The sequence below is a fragment of the Saccharospirillum salsuginis genome (genome assembly GCF_014651855.1).
Classification (GTDB): Bacteria; Pseudomonadota; Gammaproteobacteria; order Pseudomonadales; family Natronospirillaceae; genus Saccharospirillum; species Saccharospirillum salsuginis.
Genome location: NZ_BMXR01000021.1, coordinates 13,029 through 31,294, shown reverse-complemented (window position 1 = coordinate 31,294; position 18,266 = coordinate 13,029). Strand labels below are relative to the sequence as shown.

Here is an 18,266-nt window from a genome sequence, read left to right as displayed (position 1 = left end):
AGTAGGTCGAAATACCAATTGCGGGTGCCGGAGGGCATTCTAACCAGCATGAACGAGCCTAAAACCAATGTGATGCCGGCAAAAAAATACTCTCACAGCCTCATGGCCCACCATGGTGGTGCCTGTGGACTACCTTCTGGCTACCTTTCCTCCCCTGGTGGGCGGTGCCCACCCTACAACCACTTTCCCTGTGCAATCCAACACTCCGTCTTCACACAATCGCAACAATTCTGTCATACACTGTGAGTCATGAATTTACGAGGTGCAGCATGACTCAAGCCAGCGAGACCGACGACCGACCCGAACCCAGGCCGATAACGCAGGACCATTTCATCAACCGGGAACTCTCCCTTCTGGAGTTCCACGACCGGGTCCTGTCCCAGGCGGAAGACACCCAGATCCCGCCGCTGGAACGGCTGCGGTTTCTCTGCATCTCCAGCACCAACCTGGACGAGTTTTTCGAGATCCGCGTCGGCGGTCTTAAGGAGCGCTATGAAGCCGGCTCGACGGTCACCGGTCCGGAGGGGCTGACGCCGCGTCAGCAACTGGACCGCATCGCCGAACGGGCGCACCGGCTGGTGCAGCGTCAATACGACATCCTGAACCAGCAATTGCTGCCCCTGCTGGAGAACGAAGGCATCCGCGTCATCAAGCGCGAGCACTGGAGCAAGACGCAGACCGCCTGGTTACAGCAATATTTCGAGCACGAGGTATTGCCGCTGCTCAGCCCCATCGGGCTCGACCCGGCGCATCCGTTTCCGCGCATCCTGAACAAGAGTCTGAATTTCATCGTCAAGCTGGACGGGAAGGACGCCTTCGGCCGCAACAGCGGCCAGGCCATCGTCCAGTGCCCGCGCGCCCTGCCGGACATGATTCAACTGCCCGCCGAGGAGACCGAATCCGGCTCCCGGGACTTCGTCTTCCTGTCGTCCATCATCCACTACTTCATGGATGAGATTTTCTTTGGCATGACGGTCAAGGGGTGCTATCAGTTCCGCGTGACCCGCAATTCCGATTTGTTCGTCGACGAAGAGGAAACCGGTGACCTGCGGCGGGCCATCGAGGGGGAACTGGTGTACCGTCAGTACGGTGACGAGGTGCGTCTTGAGGTGGCGGTGAACTGCCCGGACGAACTGGTGCAGTTCCTGTTCAAGCAATTCGAGATCTCCGAAGTCGACCTCTACCGCGCCGACGGCCCGGTCAATCTGAACCGCCTGGCGTCGCTGATCGACCTCGCACGTGATCCGGACCTACTGTACCCGCCGTTCGACGCCCGCGTCACCCGGGTGCTCAAGCGCAAGGCGAACATGTTCGACGCCATCCGCAAGAGCGACATCCTGCTGCACCACCCGTTCGACTCCTTCATGCCCGTGGTCGACCTGATCCGCCAGGCCGCCAAGGACCCGGACGTACTGACCATCAAGCAGACGCTCTACCGCACCGGCGCCAACTCCATCATCGTCGACGCCCTGGTCGCCGCCGCCAAGGCGGGCAAGGAAGTCACGGTCATCATCGAGCTTCTGGCCCGGTTCGACGAGGAAGCCAACGTCGCTCTGGCCGAACGGCTGCAGGAATTCGGCATTCACGTCGTCTACGGCATCGTCGGCTACAAGACACACGCCAAGATGCTCATGGTCGCCCGGCGCGAGGGCAACAAACTGCGCCACTACGTGCACCTCGGCACCGGCAACTACCACCCGCAAACGGCCCAGATCTACACCGATTATGGTCTGATGACCTGCAACAAACAGATCGGCGACGACGTCTACCGCATCTTTTTGCAGCTCACCAGCCTGGGCAAGGTGAGCAAGCTGGACCAGTTGGTGCAGTCTCCGTTCACGCTGCACAAGACGATGATGCGCAAGATCGACCGCGAGATCGAACACGCCAAAGCCGGCAAACCGGCACGCATCATCGCCAAGATGAATTCACTGTACGAAGAACTGCTGACGCGCAAACTGTATGAAGCCAGTCAGGCCGGCGTGCAGGTGGACCTGATCATCCGCGGCATCTGCCAGATCCGCCCGGGCATAGAAGGGGTTTCCGACAATATCCACGTACGCTCCATCGTCGGCCGCTTCCTCGAACACACCCGCGCCTTTTGCTTCCACAACGACGGCGACTCCGAAGTCTTCCTCGCCAGCGCCGACTGGATGAGCCGCAACATGTTCCACCGGGTCGAAACCGGCTTCCCGCTGCTGAGCAAAAAGCTGCGCGACAAGGTCATCAAGGACCTGGAACTCTACCTGGCCGACAACCAGCAAGCCTGGGAACTGACCGCCGACGGTGCCTATCATCGCGCCACACCCAACGGCGACACCCCCGTCTCGGCCCAGACCAAGCTGCTCGAAGACGCGATCAATTCTTCGGCGACCCAGGAAAAAATCCGCTAAGGCAACGGGTAGCGCCTATACTTGAGTGAGAAAATACACCCAGCGGCGCTGCGCTGGTGTATCCTTCGGCCGCTTACCTGGGAGCGCCGGCGTATCGTCGGCCCCGGGCCACCGTTCATCCCGAACGGCACGGCTCCATGCTTCCCAAGGACCCGGACCCTACAAGGAGGCCGACGCCATGACTGAAATACGCAACCTGCTCCGGCGGGCCAAATCCCGCTGCGAGCTCTGCGGCAACAACGAAGACCTCTCCGTCCTCGAGGTCCCGCCGTCGGCCGACCCGGACAACCCCGACCACCACATCCTCGTCTGCCCGACCTGCCGCGAGCAGATCGAAGACCCGGAGAAAATGGACCCGAACCACTGGCGTTGCCTGAACGACAGCATGTGGTCCCAGGTTCCGGCGGTCCAGGTGATGGCCTGGCGCATGCTGACCCGCCTGAGCGAGGAAGGCTGGCCACTGGAATTGCTGGACATCCTCTACCTGGACGACGACACCCTGGCCTGGGCCAAAGCCACCGGCGAACACCCGGCCGAGGCCGGCACCGTTCGCCACCTGGACGCCAACGGCGTGGAACTGCAGGCCGGCGACACCGTCACCCTCACCAAAGACCTGAACGTCAAAGGCGCCGGTTTCACCGCCAAACGCGGTACCGCTGTCCGCAACATCAGCCTGGTCCCCGACGACCCGGACCACATCGAAGGTCGCGTCAACGACCAACAGGTGGTTTTACTGGCCAAGTTTGTTAAGAAGTCGTCTAAGTAAAGGGGTTGGTTAATCTATCGGGTACTGTGGTTGAACCCGCACCGGACGTCGGTAGCCCTTCTGACGGACCGCCGCAAGTACGTCCATGTAGGCTCGACGGACGCCATCCATGGCGTCCGACGTCCGTCTGAAGGGCTACCGACGCCCGGCGCTAATCAGCATCGCCAAAATACTGGCCATTACCTATATTTCAGGCAGGTTTTGGGAATACCGTAGGTAGTGCAATCGCGGTAGACCAGTGCTTGGGGCGGGGTATGCTCTGGAAGGGACATCTGAGCCATGGATGGCGAAGTTAAGCGTACATGGATGTATTCACAGCGGTCCCTGGAAGAGCATACCCCGCCCCAAAGCACGGGTTCCTGCCACAGCATAAAGACCAACCACGGACCCTGGGAATAACCCTAGCTGGGGAAACTCCCACTGGCACAACAGAAAACGAAGCCTGAAACTGACCTCAAGTGACTGTTCATCGTCCAGACCATCACGAGAGGAACACACCATGGCAACGCCCGCGATTGCTCAAGGCACCGGTGGACTCAACGCACAGTCCACAGCGGCCCAAACCTCCGACCCGGTGGACCAGGCTGTCGATTCCATCAACGACCGACTCTCCACCTCTTGGAACGACTGGGCTGTCACCCACGGCGACGTCCAGTCCATCGCCAATACCCTCGAAGGCCTCGATGCCAATCAGACCCGGGCCGTCATCGACCAGCTCGCCGCCGACGGCACGCTGGATAAAGTGGCCCAGGAATTCACCGACGACAAAGTGCTCGGTCTTGGCGGACTCACCGTGGCCGAGCGGTCGCAGTTCTTCAACGAAATGGCGCGCAAACTCGACAGCGGCGGATTGAAAACCTTGTCCGATGCGTTCGCCGGTACCGACGCCAACAGCGGCGGGTACGAGGACGTGGTGGCGCTTGGCCAGGCGGTCGCGACGCACGCCAGTCCGCACGTCCAGGTCGAGTACGTGCAGGAGATGGCGTCGGATATGACCGACCAGCCGGACTACACCACAACCCATCTCGGCGGTTCGATGTCGCGCACCGGCGACGCCGAGGCGGCGGCCGTCGGTGAAGTGCTGGCCGGTTTGCAGGGCAGCCCGAGCGCGGCACGCGAAGCGTTCGGCGCTTTGTCCTATGAGCAAATGCGCGCCGTGATGTCGGCCTCGATCGACGAGACGGTGAATTATTCGAGCCATGCGGTCAGCGCCAATCTCGATGGCAAGGTGGCCGGCGAGATTCTGGCCAGCGCCAGCCAGATCAACGATCCGGATGTGAAAGCCCGCCTCTTTGACGCCAGTGCCCAGACCCTAGAACACATCAATGAGGATTTCGGTTTTCCGGTGACGGCGCTGGGCAAGGAGGAGAGCGCCAATGCGGTGGCCAATGGCCTGACGCAACTGCTGGACACCGACACCACCGGCATCATGCGAGAGCTGGCGTACAACCAGTCCACGATGGATGGCACGTCCTTTGGGCAATACGCGAAACACATGCTGAATAACGGCCAGGAGGATGTGTTGGGTGAGCAAATGGCCAGACTTCAGATGGGCAATCAGCTGAACGAGAACCCGATCACCCGTTTCGAGGATTCGGTCACCCTGAACAGTGGCGCGATCCGCTATGAAAATGCCGGCACGCTGGGCTATTTCGTCGGTGGTGTCTACAGCGCTGCGGAGTCGATATCCAGCGATGTGCAACAGCAGCAGGAACTGACGTCCAAGGTGTTGAACAGCACGCTGACGGTCATCGGTTCCGTCGTCCCCCCGGCGGTGAACACCGGTTTCGGGGTTGCGAAGGATTGGGCGGTGTATGCCATTGAAGCCGCCATCGAGGACCCCGGCACCACAGCCGCCCAACAACTGGAACGCGCCGCGATCCCCACCAACCCCAATACCGATGAAATGGGTGTCGGCACCGCCGCGTTCAGCGGCTTCAATGATCGCATCAGCCAGGTTACCCGGTTGGACTGAACACGTGCTTGATGGGATGTTATTCAAAACCAGGCTGGCGGTTGCAGTGATCGCCGGCCTCACTTTCGGGCTGGGCGCCTGCTCGGACCCGCAACCGACGCTGCCGGTGCCGCCACCCATTCTGGAAACCACCAAGGAATACCCGTTCGGCACCCTGACCGGCAGTCTGGACACCCGGTACTGGACTCAGGTGTGGGACAGGGCCGTGGCTACATTCGGTGAAGTCGGCATGCGGCTTGAGCGTTACGTCATGCCGACTGATACGTCCTGGCAGAGGCTTCAGGAAATCTATGCTGAAAAGCTGGCCGCTCGGGAAGGCTGGCGACCGGCGGACGACCTTACCTTCGGCACAAACGAACATGCCTGGTCGTTCGCCTATCGCCGTGACGATCACTTTGTGGCACTGGTCGGTCTACGGCCGCAGCACAGCGAAGGGGGAATCGTGCCGGTCAATGTAATGACCAACCTCCCGCTTTCATCCGAACCGAAATAAGCCACAACCCCAACAACAGAAGCCCCATCGATAGAACGCCGCCGCTCTTTTGGCTTGCCGGGGAATCTGATCCGGCATCGCATTCGGGCTGTGAGGTCACTCCCTCCTTGTTGCATTCAGTAGCTTACGTAATCGTAGCCATTGATCCAGATCACTTCCGGGTCGTCCTGATCGTCCGTGACGATTGACTTGTGCACAACCTCGCCACTGTCGTATTCAAGCGTCAGTAGATAACCCTCAACCCGATATCGACCCGTTCTGTTATCGGGCAGTGAGGCGACGCTGGCTTGAGCACCGGTCGTACTGTTTTCACTGTTGGCGAAGGTGGCCTGACCGCTGATAAAAGTGCCATCCTTGTTCAATTCGATGTGCCGAGAGGCCATGGCAAAGTTGCCGCCACCACTGCTCATACTGTTTAGCCGTTTATAGCGATGATCGAACCGGTAGCCTTCCGGAAACCCGGTGTACTGTTGCTGGTATTGAACATCCTGCCAGTCACCCTCGCCTTTCAGTTGCACCCGGTCTCCCTGAAACCGCCATTGTCGCCATCGAGCCGGGTGCTGGCGCTTATGCTGTTCAGCATCCTGATACTCGGTTATCAAAGCCATGTCTGTACAGGCTTCTCCATTCTCGAACAGCATCACAGGGACTACAGCAAACTCACCTCCTCGAGGAAGGTAATCGAATACGACAAATTCAATCGCATCTGTCGTGCTCTCTGCGTGTTCGGGATTATACGAGTTGGTTACCGACACGTTATGGCCGGTATCGCGGGAGGCTTCTACACGGCCTTTCCCTTTGGCAGAACGAGGGGTGCTGTCGGTTAGCCGTTCCTGCAACTGCGGGTATCGTTGCAAGGGGTTCATGTCGTCGATGCGCAGCAGCTGCGAAAACTGGGAACAGGCTTCGGGTAACATACGACCGGCCTGTTGGCTGGCTAACTGGCTGATTTTCTCTCGCTTCCCGGATAGAGCCTCACGGTCAGACACTATTTGTATTAGCGTGGTTTGCAATTCCTCCACCCGATTACGTTCTGACCAACTCTGGAATACCCGCCTGCCCGATCCGTCATCGGCCAGGTTACATTCAGAGTAGATCGCATTAACCAAGTCCAGGCTGACCAGGGCTTGCGCGACGGATTCATCACTGATATCGACTCGCGTCGATGCCGGGCTTGCCGCAGCCATAAACGCGATGGCGGGGAGATACTTCCATGCTCGAATTCGTAACACTTTGCTTTCCTTTTGGCAGATTCACGAAGCCCAGTACAGGAACTGTCCATCGAGGCTGTAAAGCGGTCAATCCTCCAACCAATACAACGCACTTCGAGAACGGATACACAGCTCTTCCCGTTCACCACCCAGAATGCGCTCCAGTTTGACCGATGGTTCGAAGCTATCCACTGAAATATTGACCGGGCTATCGACCGATACAGGTAATGCATAAACTCGAGTGCACTTATCAAGGTGCGGGCTGCCGCTGGCATCTCTCATTCCGATTGCAAAAGCGATATAGCTATCGTCGGGTGACCAGATAGTATCCCGTGCTCGGGCATCGGTTGTCATTTGCCTGACAGAACCACTGTCAAAATTCAGAATAAACACATCGCCAAGTTGATCGGATACAGAGGGTCTGGCTTCTGTGAACGCCACCCGGGTACCGTCATTGCTGACGGAGACGTTACCCAGGTCGACATCCCCGGATACTTGATATACTGGACTGAATTGGCCCGAAGAGAGGTCCGTCATCTTGAACAAGGTATTTCCAGAGGCGAAAACAATCGTGGAATCGTCAAGCCAATCCCAACTGAAAGGTGGGTCTCCGGTAATCTGATCCAGATCATCACTGGTAATATGGTATTCCAAGCCCTGGGAGGTCTTGATTCGCAAGTCGTCATCGGCCCAATAGTCAACGTTGTAGGCCAACTGAGAACGGTCGGGTGAAAACCGTATCGGAACGTTATACTTTTCACCAGAGTCCGAAATCGATATCTCGTCAAGGTCGTAACGGTTAAATGCGACCAATTCGGCACGGGAGTTGGATACAATAGCAATAAACTGTCCGTCGTCGGAAATAGCGAAATCGCGTACATCGTCGCCCGGAAGCAACAGCTCCTCGGTGTATGTGGATGGATCATAGGCGACTAGCCCGGTTTCAATATCGTGCCCCTGGCTGATGGATTCGTAATACAGACGCCCTGGAAGATTTGAACCCGATCCATCATTTCCGTTTCCGTCAGTCGAGTTGTCTGGAGTGCAACCAGTAAGCATTGCCCCCGCAGAGATGGCCACACACACTGCCCTAAACATGTCCCTGCCTTTCAATCAAGGATATAACCTGATGGTAACCGGATATTGCCCCCGAATTTGATAACATAATCACAGATTAACATTTATCCAACAGTGCATAGATCCGGATGGACATATATCTCTGGCCAACGATGCCACCAGATCCGAAAGCGGTCCTTTCAAGACTACCGCGACCTACCCGCCCACATAGAAAAACCACCCGCATGCGGGTGGTTTCTCGTATTGGCGTTTCGGGCGAAACAATTACTGCTTACGTGCGGCAGAAGTCAGAGCATCGCCGATGGTTTTCAGTGCGGTATTCACACCTTCAAACAGCATGGAGAATTCCTTGGTAGCCGCAGTGTAGTCAGTCACTTCACTTGGGTTGTCGGAATTCAGGTTTTCACTCATTTCTTCCAGTTCCCCGGCTTTGGCATCCAGCTTCTCGCCCAGGTTTCCGGCGATGGCTCGCAACCAACCCTCGGCATCGTTACCGCCTTCTTCCGACGTGGATACATAGTTGATAAGGTCATTCATGGCGCTCTGCAGATCGTCAACGCCACCCTGTAACTGGTTGAAATCGAGCGGATTCATCATTTCCTGAAGGCCATCCATCATCTCTTCGATGTTCTTACCTGCCTCTTGGAAGTTGCCAAGGCCTGCGTGGAAAGAGGCTTGCATGGCATCTTTCAAAGGTTGCGGCAGCGGCGAATTCTCGATGGCCTGGTCAATCACCTGTGAGCCGATATTTTGCAGAAGAGATCCGGCCATGGCACCGATCGGGCCACCGAACATACCACCGACAATGCTGCCGATACCGCCAGAAAACATTCCACCAATAGCTCCACCAAACATAGTCTTATCCTCTTTGTCTGTTGATTGAATGTCCCCCAAGACACAGTCCTTTAGGCTTGAATACCGGCGGTGCCTTGAAGATACGGTGTCCAGTTTCCGGATTCCGGACGGTAAAAACAGCTGGTGCGTTCCCTAGCTAGGGAAACTCCCTAGCTTATTTGCCAGGGTCGGTGGGCCCCGCATCCCATTCCGCATAGCGGTCGGCCTCGGCTTCGCGGCGGACGGTTTCCGCCCAGTGCAGGACTTCCGCGACGGCGTTGAAGAAGTCCGACGAGATGTAGCAGTCCTCCTCGATGGTTCGGTACAACCCCTGGGCGAGGTCAACATGGCGCATGATGGGAATGTTTTCTTCCTCGGCGATTTGTCGGATCTGGCGGGCCATGTAGCCCTCGCCCTTGGCCACGACCATGGGCAGGTCGGTTTCGTCCTGTTCGTAGAACAGCGCAACCGCGTAGTGCGTCGGATTGACGACCACGACATTGGCCTTGCGCACCGCCGACAGGGCGTTTTGCTGGGACCATTCCTGGTGCAGCTGCTTGCGCTGGTTTTTCATCTGGGGGTCGCCTTCCGAATTCTTCTGTTCGTCGCGTATGTCGCGCCGGCTCATCATCAGATTCTTGATAAAAACATGACGCTGGTAGACCACGTCGAGTACGGACACGAAGAAAAACACGAACACGACGGCGGACAGCACCCAGACCATGGTGCGCCAGTGCGTGACGGGGATGGCGGTAATCGGTCCGTACACCAGACGCAGGTAGTCGGGCATCATGGTCTTCGTCACCAACACGACGATCAGCACCAGGGCGGCGGTTTTGAATACGGCCTTGAGCACCTCAACCAGGTGCTCCTTGGAGAACATCCGTTTGATGCCTTCGGCCGGGTTCAGACGATCCATTTTCGGGACCATGCGTTTCGGGGCGAAAACCGGCCCGACCTGCAGCGCTTCGATCGCCACCCCGACGACCACGGCCAACAAAATGAACGGCAACAGGATTTTAACGAAGACATCCCCGGCCAGAAGACTGGTCTCCATAATGTCGTCGAAGTGATTGGGTTCGGGAATTTGCGCGAAGACGCGGTCGAACAGTCGGTTCATCTGGTCGACGAGGTAGCCGGCCAGCATCCAGAACAACAGCAGCCACAATAACAGCAGGAAGGTTTTACTGAGGTCCTGACTGCGGTGGACCTCGCCGTCCTTGCGCGCATCTTTCAGGCGTTTCGGGGTCGGTTTTTCCGTTTGATCGGCGCCTTTTTCCTTTCCCACGGGCAAACCTGCTCGGCTGGTTTCGATCTTTCATTGTATAAAGTCGCGGTGGTGAAAATACCCGGGTAAACCCTAGGTCGGGCTTTCCTCGGGAAAACCCGAGTTTTCCCGGTCACCTTCGTGATTTAACCTAGGGCCTGTTCATGTCAACGACGGTTTGGGAGCCTCCGGCAGGCACGTTATGAATATCCTATCCGACACTCTGTCCACACAACTGGACGCCCTGCGCCAGGGCCGTACCGAACTGGAGCGGCCAGATCTTGAGAAGCCAGTGCGGGAGCAGACGGAAACCGGGCAACGGTTGGGCCTCGATATCGAAGAAACCCGGGCGGATTCCCCTGCCGCCGAGGTTCGCGATCGGGCCAACGACCTGTTGCTGGCGGACGTCTGGGGTGATTCACAGGCGCGTTCGCTCGAGCCTGCCGGGCCCCTGCCGGCGTATGACGAATCCGATCCGGCGGGCTGGGCCAGCCGTTTGGCCCACTTCGTCCTGGCATGAGCCCTCTGCAGACTTATCCTGCCGATCCGCCATCCACTGGCTGGTTACCGCGTGCCAGCCGGTTATCCGTCGTCCTGAAACAGATCGAATCGGCCGACATACGCATCGCTGTATTGAAGCGATTGAGTGAACGCATGGACGACCCCGGTTACCCCGGACTGATCAAGCTGCTGATGATCGTCGCCGAAAGCGACGACCGTGACGCCCGACGGCGACTCGCCGACACTCTGGGCATCGCCTTGCAGCGGCTGGACCTGCCCACCGGGGAACTGACCGCCTGGGGCAGCGGTTCCAACTGGAATGATCTGGCCATCGAACCCGGCAACCGGTTGAACATTCAGGCTTTGTCGTCGACACCGGTGCGGCGCTTCGGGCCGATTGAATACTTGGTTGTCTGGTATTGCCAGAAAACGCAAAGGCCTTATCTGTCGCAGACCGCTTACCTCACGGCCGTACGTCGGCTGGTCGAACTGATCAATCACAGCGAAGCGGCGCGACGGCTTTATCCGGCCAAGATCCTGTCGGACCTGGATCATGGGCGGGAGGGGAATTACAGCCGGCGGTCGAGAGCCAGTCTGGCCGGATTGGCCCGGGCTTGGGAGGAAGGGCGGTCGCCGGGTGAGGTGGCTGAGGCGGGGTTGTAGGGCGTAGGGTGGGATGGTCCGGCACATCGGCCGCCCACCATGGTTATAGATTCGCCTCCAGAACCGTACCGCGGGCTTCGATCCAACTCCCTTGGTAGGCTGTGCCGACCCTACAATAAAATCCGGCCAAAAGGGGCCGGATTCTTTTTTGTATGCCTGAACGATTACTCGTTGTTGCCGCCGTACATGGACATCAGGGTTGCCAGCAGTGATCCGGAGGCGACCGAGACCATCATGGCCTGCAGGGCTTTCTGGATGCTGAAGTCTCCGCCGTCATGCTTGGTCTGGTTCATGTCGTCCTGGGTGACTTCGCGCATTTCCAGGCCGTCCTGAACCATCCATTGGCCGTCGTTCTCGTAGATGTCCAGGCCGTCACCGGTGAAGACGTCCATGAATCGGCCATTATTCGACTGGGTGATTTCCATGTCGCCGATCTCGTTCTGGTCCATGCCGGTGACTTCGATGGCCTTGTCACCCTGGGTGATCACCAATCGGCTGGAAACCGTCATGTCCTCGTTGCCCTCCCAGGGCGTGGTCTGGATGGTGATCTTGGTGCCGTTTTCCAGGTTCATGGTCATGGTGCCCCAGAAATCGACGTCGGTCGTGCCATCGTTATCCATGTCGAAATGCGGGTCGCCCCAGACCCGGGAACTTTCACCGGTTTCCTTGTTGGTCAGGATAAACTGGGACCGGTTTTCGGTGATGTCCAGAGTGTAGTCACCCAGGTCGATGGTGGCCTGGTTACCGTTCTGTTCCACACTCCACTCGCTGTCGTTGCTCGGTGGTTCCGGCATCGGGCACTCCTGACCCTGGGCTTCGCTCAGCTTATTGAGGATCACCTCGGCTTCGGGCCAGTTGACGCTGCCATCGGCCACGGCAACGGACAACATGGACGTCAGTTCGGTGCGTTCGGAGGCGTTCAGGTTGGACAGGTCGGCGTTCTCGAACGCGCCTTGCAAGGCTCCGCTCCAGGCATTGTCCGAGGCCTGGTTCAACAGGCCGCTGACGGTGTTCTGGAACGCCATGTCCTGCATGGACTGCCCCAGAATGTTCGACAACACACCCACCAGGCCATTGAACAACGCATTGCCCAGCATGTTGCCGAGGTTGATGTCCGGGAACGGCCAGTTGCCCTCGAAGGCGCCGGTACCCTGCTCGGCGAAAGCGCCGATCATCTGGGTCAGGGAGCCCGCATCGTCGTCGCTCAATACACCGTCACCGGCCAATTGTTCGGTGACGTGCAGCAAGGTCTGGCGTTCGCCACCGGACAATTGATCCAGCGGGACCTGGTTCAGGGCGTTGGCCACTTCGATGACGTTGGCGTTGAGGCCGGCCCTGTCGAGCGCGGCGTACATTTGCGACGAAAAGTCGGCGGTGCAACCGCCGGCGGCAATGTTTCCAAAAACGTTGGTCATAACGGTTCCTACCTTGGTTAAAAGAGCTAGGGAGCCTCTGAACAATTCCCGCGAGGCTCTGCGGGAGCCAAAACGTTCTGCCACTAGGCGGACTTCGCAGCGCAATGGCCGTAGCCCTTGTCAAGAAGTCCAACGACGTGGCAGGACGTTTTGGCCCCGCCCTTCGGGGCTTTCCGAGGAACGCTGCCGACTGCGTTGGACTCATTTGAAAGGTCCAGACATTCCGGCATGAGTCCGCCTTGCGGCACCGTCCCTCGGAAAGCCAGAGCCCCGCGGGAATTATTCAGAGGCTCCCCGGAGAAGTACTGCCTTTCGGTGGAACCATTTCACAGAATTGCACACGCTCCGCCAATCGGGGGATGCCCTAGCTAGGGACAACCCGGGTTAGCCGGATTGAAAAATGGCTTGCAACGGCGACAACAGCCCCTTGTTTTCCACCAGTTTGCGCAACACCACTTCCACGATCAGTCCGAGGTTGAGCATCAACACAAAAGCGGCCACCCAGGCCTTGACCGGCATGGTCAGCGCCAGCACGTTCAGTTCCTGGGCGAAGCGGTTGACCAGGCCGAAACAGAGATCGACCAGTGCCAGCAATAAAATCGCCGGGGCGGACAACAACAGAGCGGTCGTCATGATGTATTCGAACTCGCCGATGAACAAAATGGCGTCGTCGAGATTCAGATCGGGCAGGGGATCGAGCACGGGCCAGAGCTGGAAGCTGCCGAGCACCAGGTCGATGAACACCAACAGACCGCCGCTGACCATCAGCAGCCAGGAGGCGAACTGCGCCAGCCAACGGGAATTTGGCGAGGACTGGTGCCCCTGGACCGGATCGAGATCGCTGGCCATGTTGGTCCCGGCCTGGGTGTCGATGATGCCGCCGGCAACCGACAGGGCCCAGAATATCGAGCCGAACAGGAACCCCAGGGTTGCGCCGATGAAGATCTCCTTGACCACGATGAACGGCCAGGTGGCCCCCAATGTGGAAAAATCCCGCTGCTCGAGCGAATACAGGGTCAGCGGCAGCACCACGAACCCGAGGGTAATGAACAGGGTGTTGCGAACCATCGCCGGCACCGTTTCCTGGGTCATCAATGGCAGTATCAGAAAAGACGCGGCGATGCGCGGTACCGACAATCCCAACGCCACCAGCAGCTGGTTCAGATCATCGACGCCCATTACGGTTCCAGCATGGTCGGAAAACCATCGAAGATGCGGGTGCTGAACTCGTAGAGGGTTTCACCGAGCAAGGCCCCCATCAGAAACAGGGTGATGACGACCGCGGCCAGTTTGACGGCGAAGGCCAGTGTCTGTTCCTGCAACTGGGTGGCCGCCTGAATGAAGGCGACCAGCAGACCGGCGATGGCGGCAACCAGGATGGGCGGCCCGGACAGCATCAACATCAACCAGAGGGCGTCCTGGGTCAGGCGGACGATGTCGAAACTCATGCGACCTCCTCACACATAGGTCAGCACCAGACCGTGAATCAGCTTGGTCCAGCCGCTGATGAACACGAACAGCAGTAATTTGAACGGCAACGACACCATGGTCGGCGACAGCATCATCATGCCGAGCGCCAGCAGGATGTTGGCGACGATCATGTCGATCACCAGAAACGGCAGAAAAATCAAAAAGCCGATCTGGAAGGCACTGGTCAACTCACTGACGGTGAAGGCCGGAATCACCACGATGAAGTCGTCTTTATTGACGCGCTCGCGTCGCTCCTCCGGCAGGATGCGCTGGATGCTGTTCAGAAAGAACGCCCGCTCCTCCTCGCTGGAATGTTTGAGCAGGAATTCCTTCAACGGTTGCTTGCCGTAACCGATCAGTTCGATGGCCGTGTCCACCGTCATGTCTTCCTTGGCCATCTCCTGGGTCTGCTCGCCGATGTGATCGTAGGTTTCGATAAACACCGGATACATGACATAGATCGACAGGATGATCGCCAGGCCGTTGATCACCACATTGGGCGGCGTTTGTTGCAACCCCAGGGCGTTGCGCAACAGACTGAGCACAACCACGATCTTGGTGAAGGACGTCACCATCACGGCCACGAAGGGTGCCAGCGCAAGGCCGACAACCAGCGTGATGATGGTGCCCGGACTGAGACCGCTAAACTCCATCGGTCGTGATGTCGGTCAGTTGCACACCCAGTTGGTCGCCGATGGCCACCAGTCGTCCCTCGCCGATGACGGAACCGTTCGCGCGGACACGCACGCTGCTCTGGTCCAGGTGATCCGGCAGCGACAGAACGTAACCGGCTTGCAGCGCTTCCAGTGTCCGCAGCGGCAGGACGAGGTCGCCCAGTTCGAAGCTGATGTCGACATCGATCGGCGTCGATGTGGGTTCGGTCGTTTCTTCCCCGACCGGGGCTTGGGGTGTTTCGGGTCCTTGTGTCACGATCAGTTTTCCTGTTTTGATGTCGGCTTGCCAATAATGGGAGCTGCGCACCGGCTGCAGCCGGATGCCCAGCCCGGTTCGAAAGGTTCCGGCCACCAGCAGACAGTCGCCGGTTTCGAAGTCGGCGCATTCCCGTCGGCTGTATCGATGCCCCTGCAAGACCACGCGGCAGGGAATCGGCAACGAGGGCCAGCGAGACCAAAGCGGTCGATTCGCCGGGCCGCTCATGGCCCGGTCGATGGCATCGCTGAAGGCGTCGACTTGTTTTGGAGTCCAATAAACGCACCCGGCCAAATCCCAGTCCATGCCTTGAAAACACCAACCGCACAGCAGCCGGTCGTCATCCTGCATCGACGGCCGGTGCTCGGTGAGCGTAAGGGGTGTGCAGGCCTGGTTGAGCAACACACTCAGGTGCTGCAAAAAGGGTTCGTGGGCCAGGGCCCAGGCCAGCAGGCGATCCTCACCTTCATACCGATGCCAGAGCCGATCGCCCAGCGTGACCCGCGAATGCCCCTGGTCCAGGCGCAGCCAGAAGCGACCGGCGTCGCTGTCCAGTTCCAGCCAGAGGGCGTCCCCGTCCAACCGATCCCGGCTGAATTGCAGCCACCATTCGGCGGTTTGCGCCTCATACCGCGTCTCCAGCGGCCGTTCCCGGCCGAAGCAGTACCGGTAACCGGCCGCCGCGTCCGGCGTTATTTGCTCCAGCTTCTTCCCGAGTGGCGTTATTTCGGTTTCGATGAGGCGGCCTTGGGTATCCACCGCGCGTACCGGCCCCGATCCAGGATGAGCGGTGCTCACATCCTCTTGTCTTACCTGAGTCATACGACGTCCTGTTTTCCCTGACCGGAATCATTCATACCCCAGTGTCAAACGAACCAGTTCCTGGACATTCCGGGCTCCGAGCTTGGACTGCATATTGGCCCGGTGCAGTTCCACGGTTTTGATGCTGATGCCCAGAACGTCGGCGATGGTCTTGTTGAGCTTGCCGGCGCACACCAGATCGAGGACCTGACGTTCGCGCGGCGAGAGCTTGTCGAGCCGCTCGCGCGTCGCCTCCGGGTTGCGCAGCTTGGCGCCCGGCTCGCGCATGGCCTGCCTGACGGTCTCGACCAGTACCGTGCCGTCGAACGGTTTTTCGATGAAATTCGCCGCGCCCATCTTCATCGCTTCGACGGCCACCGGTACATCGCCGTGACCGGTGATCATGACAACCGGCATGGACAGGTGGCGTTTACGCAACTCATCCATCAGTTCAAAACCGTTCATTTCCGGCATGCGCAAGTCCGTAACCACGCAACCGACCTGGCCGGCCGGTCCTTTTTGTTCCAGTTCACCTAAAAAGTCGCCAGGCGAGGCATGGTCGACCACTTCCAGATCGGAGGCTTCGAGTAACCAGGCCGTCGACTCGCGAAAGGAATCGTCGTCGTCGATCAGGTGGACGGTGAGCAGTTCCGCGGGTTCTTTCATGGACAGTTCTCCTTGTCGTTATCGGTTTGCCTTATACAGCACTGTCACGAAGGCGAGACGGGGATACAGCAGACAAAGGCCGCGCCTTCTGTTTGCATGGGCTCGAAGTACAGACGTCCGCCATGGAATTCCATGATCGACCGGCAGATCGCCAGGCCCGCGCCCATGCCGTTCTTTTTGGATGTAAAAAAGGGTTGAAAGAGCTGGTCGATGGTCTCCGGTGGAATGCCGCAACCGCTGTCGCGCACCGTGATCCTGACGTGTCCTTCCAGGTCCGGCTCGGCATCGATCCCCAAGAAACGACGATCGGGCGGGCTGGCGGACATGGCATCCAGAGCGTTGCGAACCAGGTTGGCGACGACCAGCTCCATCATGATGCGGTCGACCTGTATCGAGGGCAGGTCCGTGGCCAGATCGCAATCGACGCGCACCCGCTGCTGGCGAATTTCCAGACTGAGCAGCGAAATCACCGAATGCACGAGGTCCGCCACCCGGCAGGGCTCCTTCTTCGGTTCACGCGTGCGCACGAATTCGCGGATACGGGCGATTACGGCCGTGGCGCGCTCGGCCTGCAACAGCGCCGCGCTGACACCTTCCAGCGCGCGCCCGTGTTCGGGTTGACCGTCCAGCAGATTTCGCACCACACCGAGGTAATTCAAAATGGCGCCCAAGGGCTGATTAAGTTCGTGCGCGATGGTGGTGGCCATCTCACCGACCGACATGCTGCGCGAGGTCAGCATCAACTGCTCCTGCAGGTCGGCGGAGCGGGCCTGGCTGCTGCGTGTTTCGGTGAGGTTCTGCAGGGTCAGGACGGTGCCGCCTTCGGCGACTGGTCGTAACGGTCGCGAGTGCAGCACATAGGATTGACGGGTTTCGGGGTCGTACACTTCTTCGTCGCGCTCCTGGTCCGTCGTCGCGATCGAATCGGACCTGGTACCTGGCCCGAGGGTCGGCGCCGAGTCGTAGGAATGAAAGCGTTGCATGAAGTCGTCGAGACGCAGGCGCGGGGTGAGCGTGTCCTGAAACTCCCGCCGAAAGGGGCGGTTGGCGAACAGCAGGCGCTGACGGGCATCGAAGACCACGCAGGGCAGCGCGACGGTGTCCAACAGCGAGAACGGCCGGCTGTCACCCGACGTATTCAGGTGGGCACTGGCCGCCGCATCCATGGCTGGCATCCTTGACATCTCGGGTGTCCCCTTGTCGTATGAAAACGTTGAAAATCAAATCGATTCAACCAGTTACACTTCATACTTCAGAAACTGTACAGCCCGGAGGCCGATACCACTCCGTCAACCCACCGGGTCATTCGGCCAGGATGGCTTTTTTAACAAAGCCCTTGCCAAAAAAACCACGACTGTTTGGCAAATTAAAAAGGCCAAACCATCTTTCATGTGTTGATTGAAATTGTCATGAATTACGACACGATTTCCATGACAAAAGCGTTTCTTTTTTTACTGAACGTTTCTTAAAGTTGTCTTTTGTGATCCAATCCATGAAACGCTCAATCCATTTCCAATCGAATCACACCTCGACGCCCGTCCTAGGGAAAACCCCAGTAGACACCCTGACCGATTATACAGTTTCCTTTAACCACGATTCGCGCTAACAGAACAATCACAACAGGTTCTCACAGCCGTGATGTGTCAGTGCGATCACTCTATGAAAGGAGGCAACCCATGAACCGGGAGTATTCACGTCAGCCCAGCGTTCACGCTTGTCGATGGCCTTGCAGTCGCACTCTGTTTCGCGAGTGAAGGCTCGGTTAATCGTCGTTCATCCCGAGCCCGGACACAGTGACACAGGT

The 18,266-nt window shown here is 58.5% G+C and carries 17 protein-coding genes; 6 read left to right on the top strand and 11 right to left on the bottom strand.

The genetic code is table 11. The features are described 5' to 3' along the window. Positions 1 to 269: 269 nt before the first annotated feature. From ppk1 to IE111_RS23855, 4 genes are all read left to right on the top strand, one after another. On the top strand, positions 270 to 2,393 hold the full coding sequence (gene ppk1, locus IE111_RS23870; protein WP_189613697.1) for a polyphosphate kinase 1: 2,124 nt from the start codon (positions 270 to 272) through the stop codon (positions 2,391 to 2,393). A gap of 178 nt (positions 2,394 to 2,571) precedes the next feature. After that, complete coding sequence (locus tag IE111_RS23865) at positions 2,572 to 3,159, top strand: PhnA domain-containing protein (protein WP_189613695.1); 588 nt, start codon at positions 2,572 to 2,574, stop codon at positions 3,157 to 3,159. 499 nt (positions 3,160 to 3,658) lie between these two features. After that, positions 3,659 to 5,134: a hypothetical protein gene (locus IE111_RS23860; RefSeq protein ID WP_189613693.1), complete on the top strand. Its 1,476-nt coding sequence runs from the start codon at positions 3,659 to 3,661 to the stop codon at positions 5,132 to 5,134. Positions 5,135 to 5,150: 16 nt separating this feature from the next. After that, on the top strand, positions 5,151 to 5,627 hold the full coding sequence (locus tag IE111_RS23855; RefSeq protein WP_189613691.1) for a hypothetical protein: 477 nt from the start codon (positions 5,151 to 5,153) through the stop codon (positions 5,625 to 5,627). 116 nt (positions 5,628 to 5,743) lie between these two features. Here the strand turns inward: IE111_RS23855 and IE111_RS23850 are convergent, their stop codons facing one another. The 4 genes from IE111_RS23850 to sctU form a co-directional block, all read right to left on the bottom strand. After that, a complete protein-coding gene (locus tag IE111_RS23850) occupies positions 5,744 to 6,859 on the bottom strand; it encodes a hypothetical protein (RefSeq protein WP_189613689.1) in 1,116 nt (371 codons plus the stop codon). A 66-nt stretch (positions 6,860 to 6,925) separates the two neighbouring features. Continuing rightward, on the bottom strand, positions 6,926 to 7,918 hold the full coding sequence (locus tag IE111_RS23845) for a hypothetical protein (RefSeq protein ID WP_189613687.1): 993 nt from the start codon (positions 7,916 to 7,918) through the stop codon (positions 6,926 to 6,928). Positions 7,919 to 8,179: 261 nt separating this feature from the next. After that, a complete protein-coding gene (locus IE111_RS23840; RefSeq protein WP_189613684.1) occupies positions 8,180 to 8,809 on the bottom strand; it encodes a hypothetical protein in 630 nt (209 codons plus the stop codon). Between the two features lie 115 nt (positions 8,810 to 8,924). Next, the gene (sctU, locus tag IE111_RS23835; RefSeq protein WP_189613682.1) at positions 8,925 to 10,037 is read right to left on the bottom strand and encodes a type III secretion system export apparatus subunit SctU; all 1,113 of its coding nucleotides are present in this window, start codon (positions 10,035 to 10,037) and stop codon (positions 8,925 to 8,927) included. Between the two features lie 181 nt (positions 10,038 to 10,218). Here sctU and IE111_RS23830 point away from each other — a divergent pair, with 181 nt between their 5' ends. Both IE111_RS23830 and IE111_RS23825 read left to right on the top strand, forming a co-directional pair. After that, on the top strand, positions 10,219 to 10,536 hold the full coding sequence (locus tag IE111_RS23830; protein ID WP_189613680.1) for a hypothetical protein: 318 nt from the start codon (positions 10,219 to 10,221) through the stop codon (positions 10,534 to 10,536). Next, the gene (locus IE111_RS23825) at positions 10,533 to 11,180 is read left to right on the top strand and encodes a hypothetical protein (RefSeq protein ID WP_189613679.1); all 648 of its coding nucleotides are present in this window, start codon (positions 10,533 to 10,535) and stop codon (positions 11,178 to 11,180) included. The genes IE111_RS23830 and IE111_RS23825 overlap by 4 nt, the downstream gene beginning before the upstream one ends. A gap of 164 nt (positions 11,181 to 11,344) precedes the next feature. Here IE111_RS23825 and IE111_RS23820 read toward each other — a convergent pair whose 3' ends face one another. The 7 genes from IE111_RS23820 to IE111_RS23790 all read right to left on the bottom strand — a co-directional run bounded on the left by IE111_RS23820 (position 11,345) and on the right by IE111_RS23790 (position 17,646). Further along, on the bottom strand, positions 11,345 to 12,595 hold the full coding sequence (locus IE111_RS23820; RefSeq protein WP_189613677.1) for a DUF1521 domain-containing protein: 1,251 nt from the start codon (positions 12,593 to 12,595) through the stop codon (positions 11,345 to 11,347). Positions 12,596 to 12,979: 384 nt separating this feature from the next. Next, positions 12,980 to 13,774 carry a type III secretion system export apparatus subunit SctT gene (gene sctT / locus IE111_RS23815; protein WP_189613674.1) on the bottom strand — a complete coding sequence of 265 codons (795 nt, stop codon included), beginning with the start codon at positions 13,772 to 13,774 and terminating at the stop codon, positions 12,980 to 12,982. Beyond that, positions 13,774 to 14,043, bottom strand: coding sequence for a type III secretion system export apparatus subunit SctS (gene sctS / locus IE111_RS23810; RefSeq protein WP_189613671.1), 270 nt, complete (start codon positions 14,041 to 14,043; stop codon positions 13,774 to 13,776). Before sctS ends, sctT begins: the two co-directional genes overlap by 1 nt. Before the next feature lie 9 nt (positions 14,044 to 14,052). After that, positions 14,053 to 14,718 (bottom strand): type III secretion system export apparatus subunit SctR, encoded by a 666-nt coding sequence (sctR, locus tag IE111_RS23805; RefSeq protein ID WP_189613669.1) that lies wholly within the window; start codon positions 14,716 to 14,718, stop codon positions 14,053 to 14,055. After that, on the bottom strand, positions 14,708 to 15,817 hold the full coding sequence (locus tag IE111_RS23800) for a FliM/FliN family flagellar motor switch protein (RefSeq protein WP_189613667.1): 1,110 nt from the start codon (positions 15,815 to 15,817) through the stop codon (positions 14,708 to 14,710). The genes sctR and IE111_RS23800 overlap by 11 nt, the downstream gene beginning before the upstream one ends. A 27-nt stretch (positions 15,818 to 15,844) precedes the next feature. Further along, positions 15,845 to 16,462 (bottom strand): response regulator transcription factor, encoded by a 618-nt coding sequence (locus IE111_RS23795; RefSeq protein WP_189613664.1) that lies wholly within the window; start codon positions 16,460 to 16,462, stop codon positions 15,845 to 15,847. Between the two features lie 44 nt (positions 16,463 to 16,506). Continuing rightward, positions 16,507 to 17,646 (bottom strand): sensor histidine kinase, encoded by a 1,140-nt coding sequence (locus tag IE111_RS23790; protein ID WP_189613663.1) that lies wholly within the window; start codon positions 17,644 to 17,646, stop codon positions 16,507 to 16,509. Between the last annotated feature and the right edge of the window lie 620 nt (positions 17,647 to 18,266).

What these genes read in the sequence shown, in the direction of transcription:
- sctR (WP_189613669.1), bottom strand. Translation starts at nt 14,718, where the DNA reads ATGGAGTTTAGCGGTCTCAGTCCGGGCACCATCATCACGCTGGTTGTC.
- IE111_RS23865 (WP_189613695.1), top strand. Translation starts at nt 2,572, where the DNA reads ATGACTGAAATACGCAACCTGCTCCGGCGGGCCAAATCCCGCTGCGAG.
- IE111_RS23825 (WP_189613679.1), top strand. Translation starts at nt 10,533, where the DNA reads ATGAGCCCTCTGCAGACTTATCCTGCCGATCCGCCATCCACTGGCTGG.
- IE111_RS23800 (WP_189613667.1), bottom strand. Translation starts at nt 15,817, where the DNA reads ATGACTCAGGTAAGACAAGAGGATGTGAGCACCGCTCATCCTGGATCG.
- sctS (WP_189613671.1), bottom strand. Translation starts at nt 14,043, where the DNA reads ATGAGTTTCGACATCGTCCGCCTGACCCAGGACGCCCTCTGGTTGATG.
- IE111_RS23820 (WP_189613677.1), bottom strand. Translation starts at nt 12,595, where the DNA reads ATGACCAACGTTTTTGGAAACATTGCCGCCGGCGGTTGCACCGCCGAC.
- ppk1 (WP_189613697.1), top strand. Translation starts at nt 270, where the DNA reads ATGACTCAAGCCAGCGAGACCGACGACCGACCCGAACCCAGGCCGATA.
- IE111_RS23860 (WP_189613693.1), top strand. Translation starts at nt 3,659, where the DNA reads ATGGCAACGCCCGCGATTGCTCAAGGCACCGGTGGACTCAACGCACAG.
- sctT (WP_189613674.1), bottom strand. Translation starts at nt 13,774, where the DNA reads ATGGGCGTCGATGATCTGAACCAGCTGCTGGTGGCGTTGGGATTGTCG.
- IE111_RS23790 (WP_189613663.1), bottom strand. Translation starts at nt 17,646, where the DNA reads ATGTCAAGGATGCCAGCCATGGATGCGGCGGCCAGTGCCCACCTGAAT.
- IE111_RS23795 (WP_189613664.1), bottom strand. Translation starts at nt 16,462, where the DNA reads ATGAAAGAACCCGCGGAACTGCTCACCGTCCACCTGATCGACGACGAC.
- IE111_RS23855 (WP_189613691.1), top strand. Translation starts at nt 5,151, where the DNA reads ATGTTATTCAAAACCAGGCTGGCGGTTGCAGTGATCGCCGGCCTCACT.
- IE111_RS23830 (WP_189613680.1), top strand. Translation starts at nt 10,219, where the DNA reads ATGAATATCCTATCCGACACTCTGTCCACACAACTGGACGCCCTGCGC.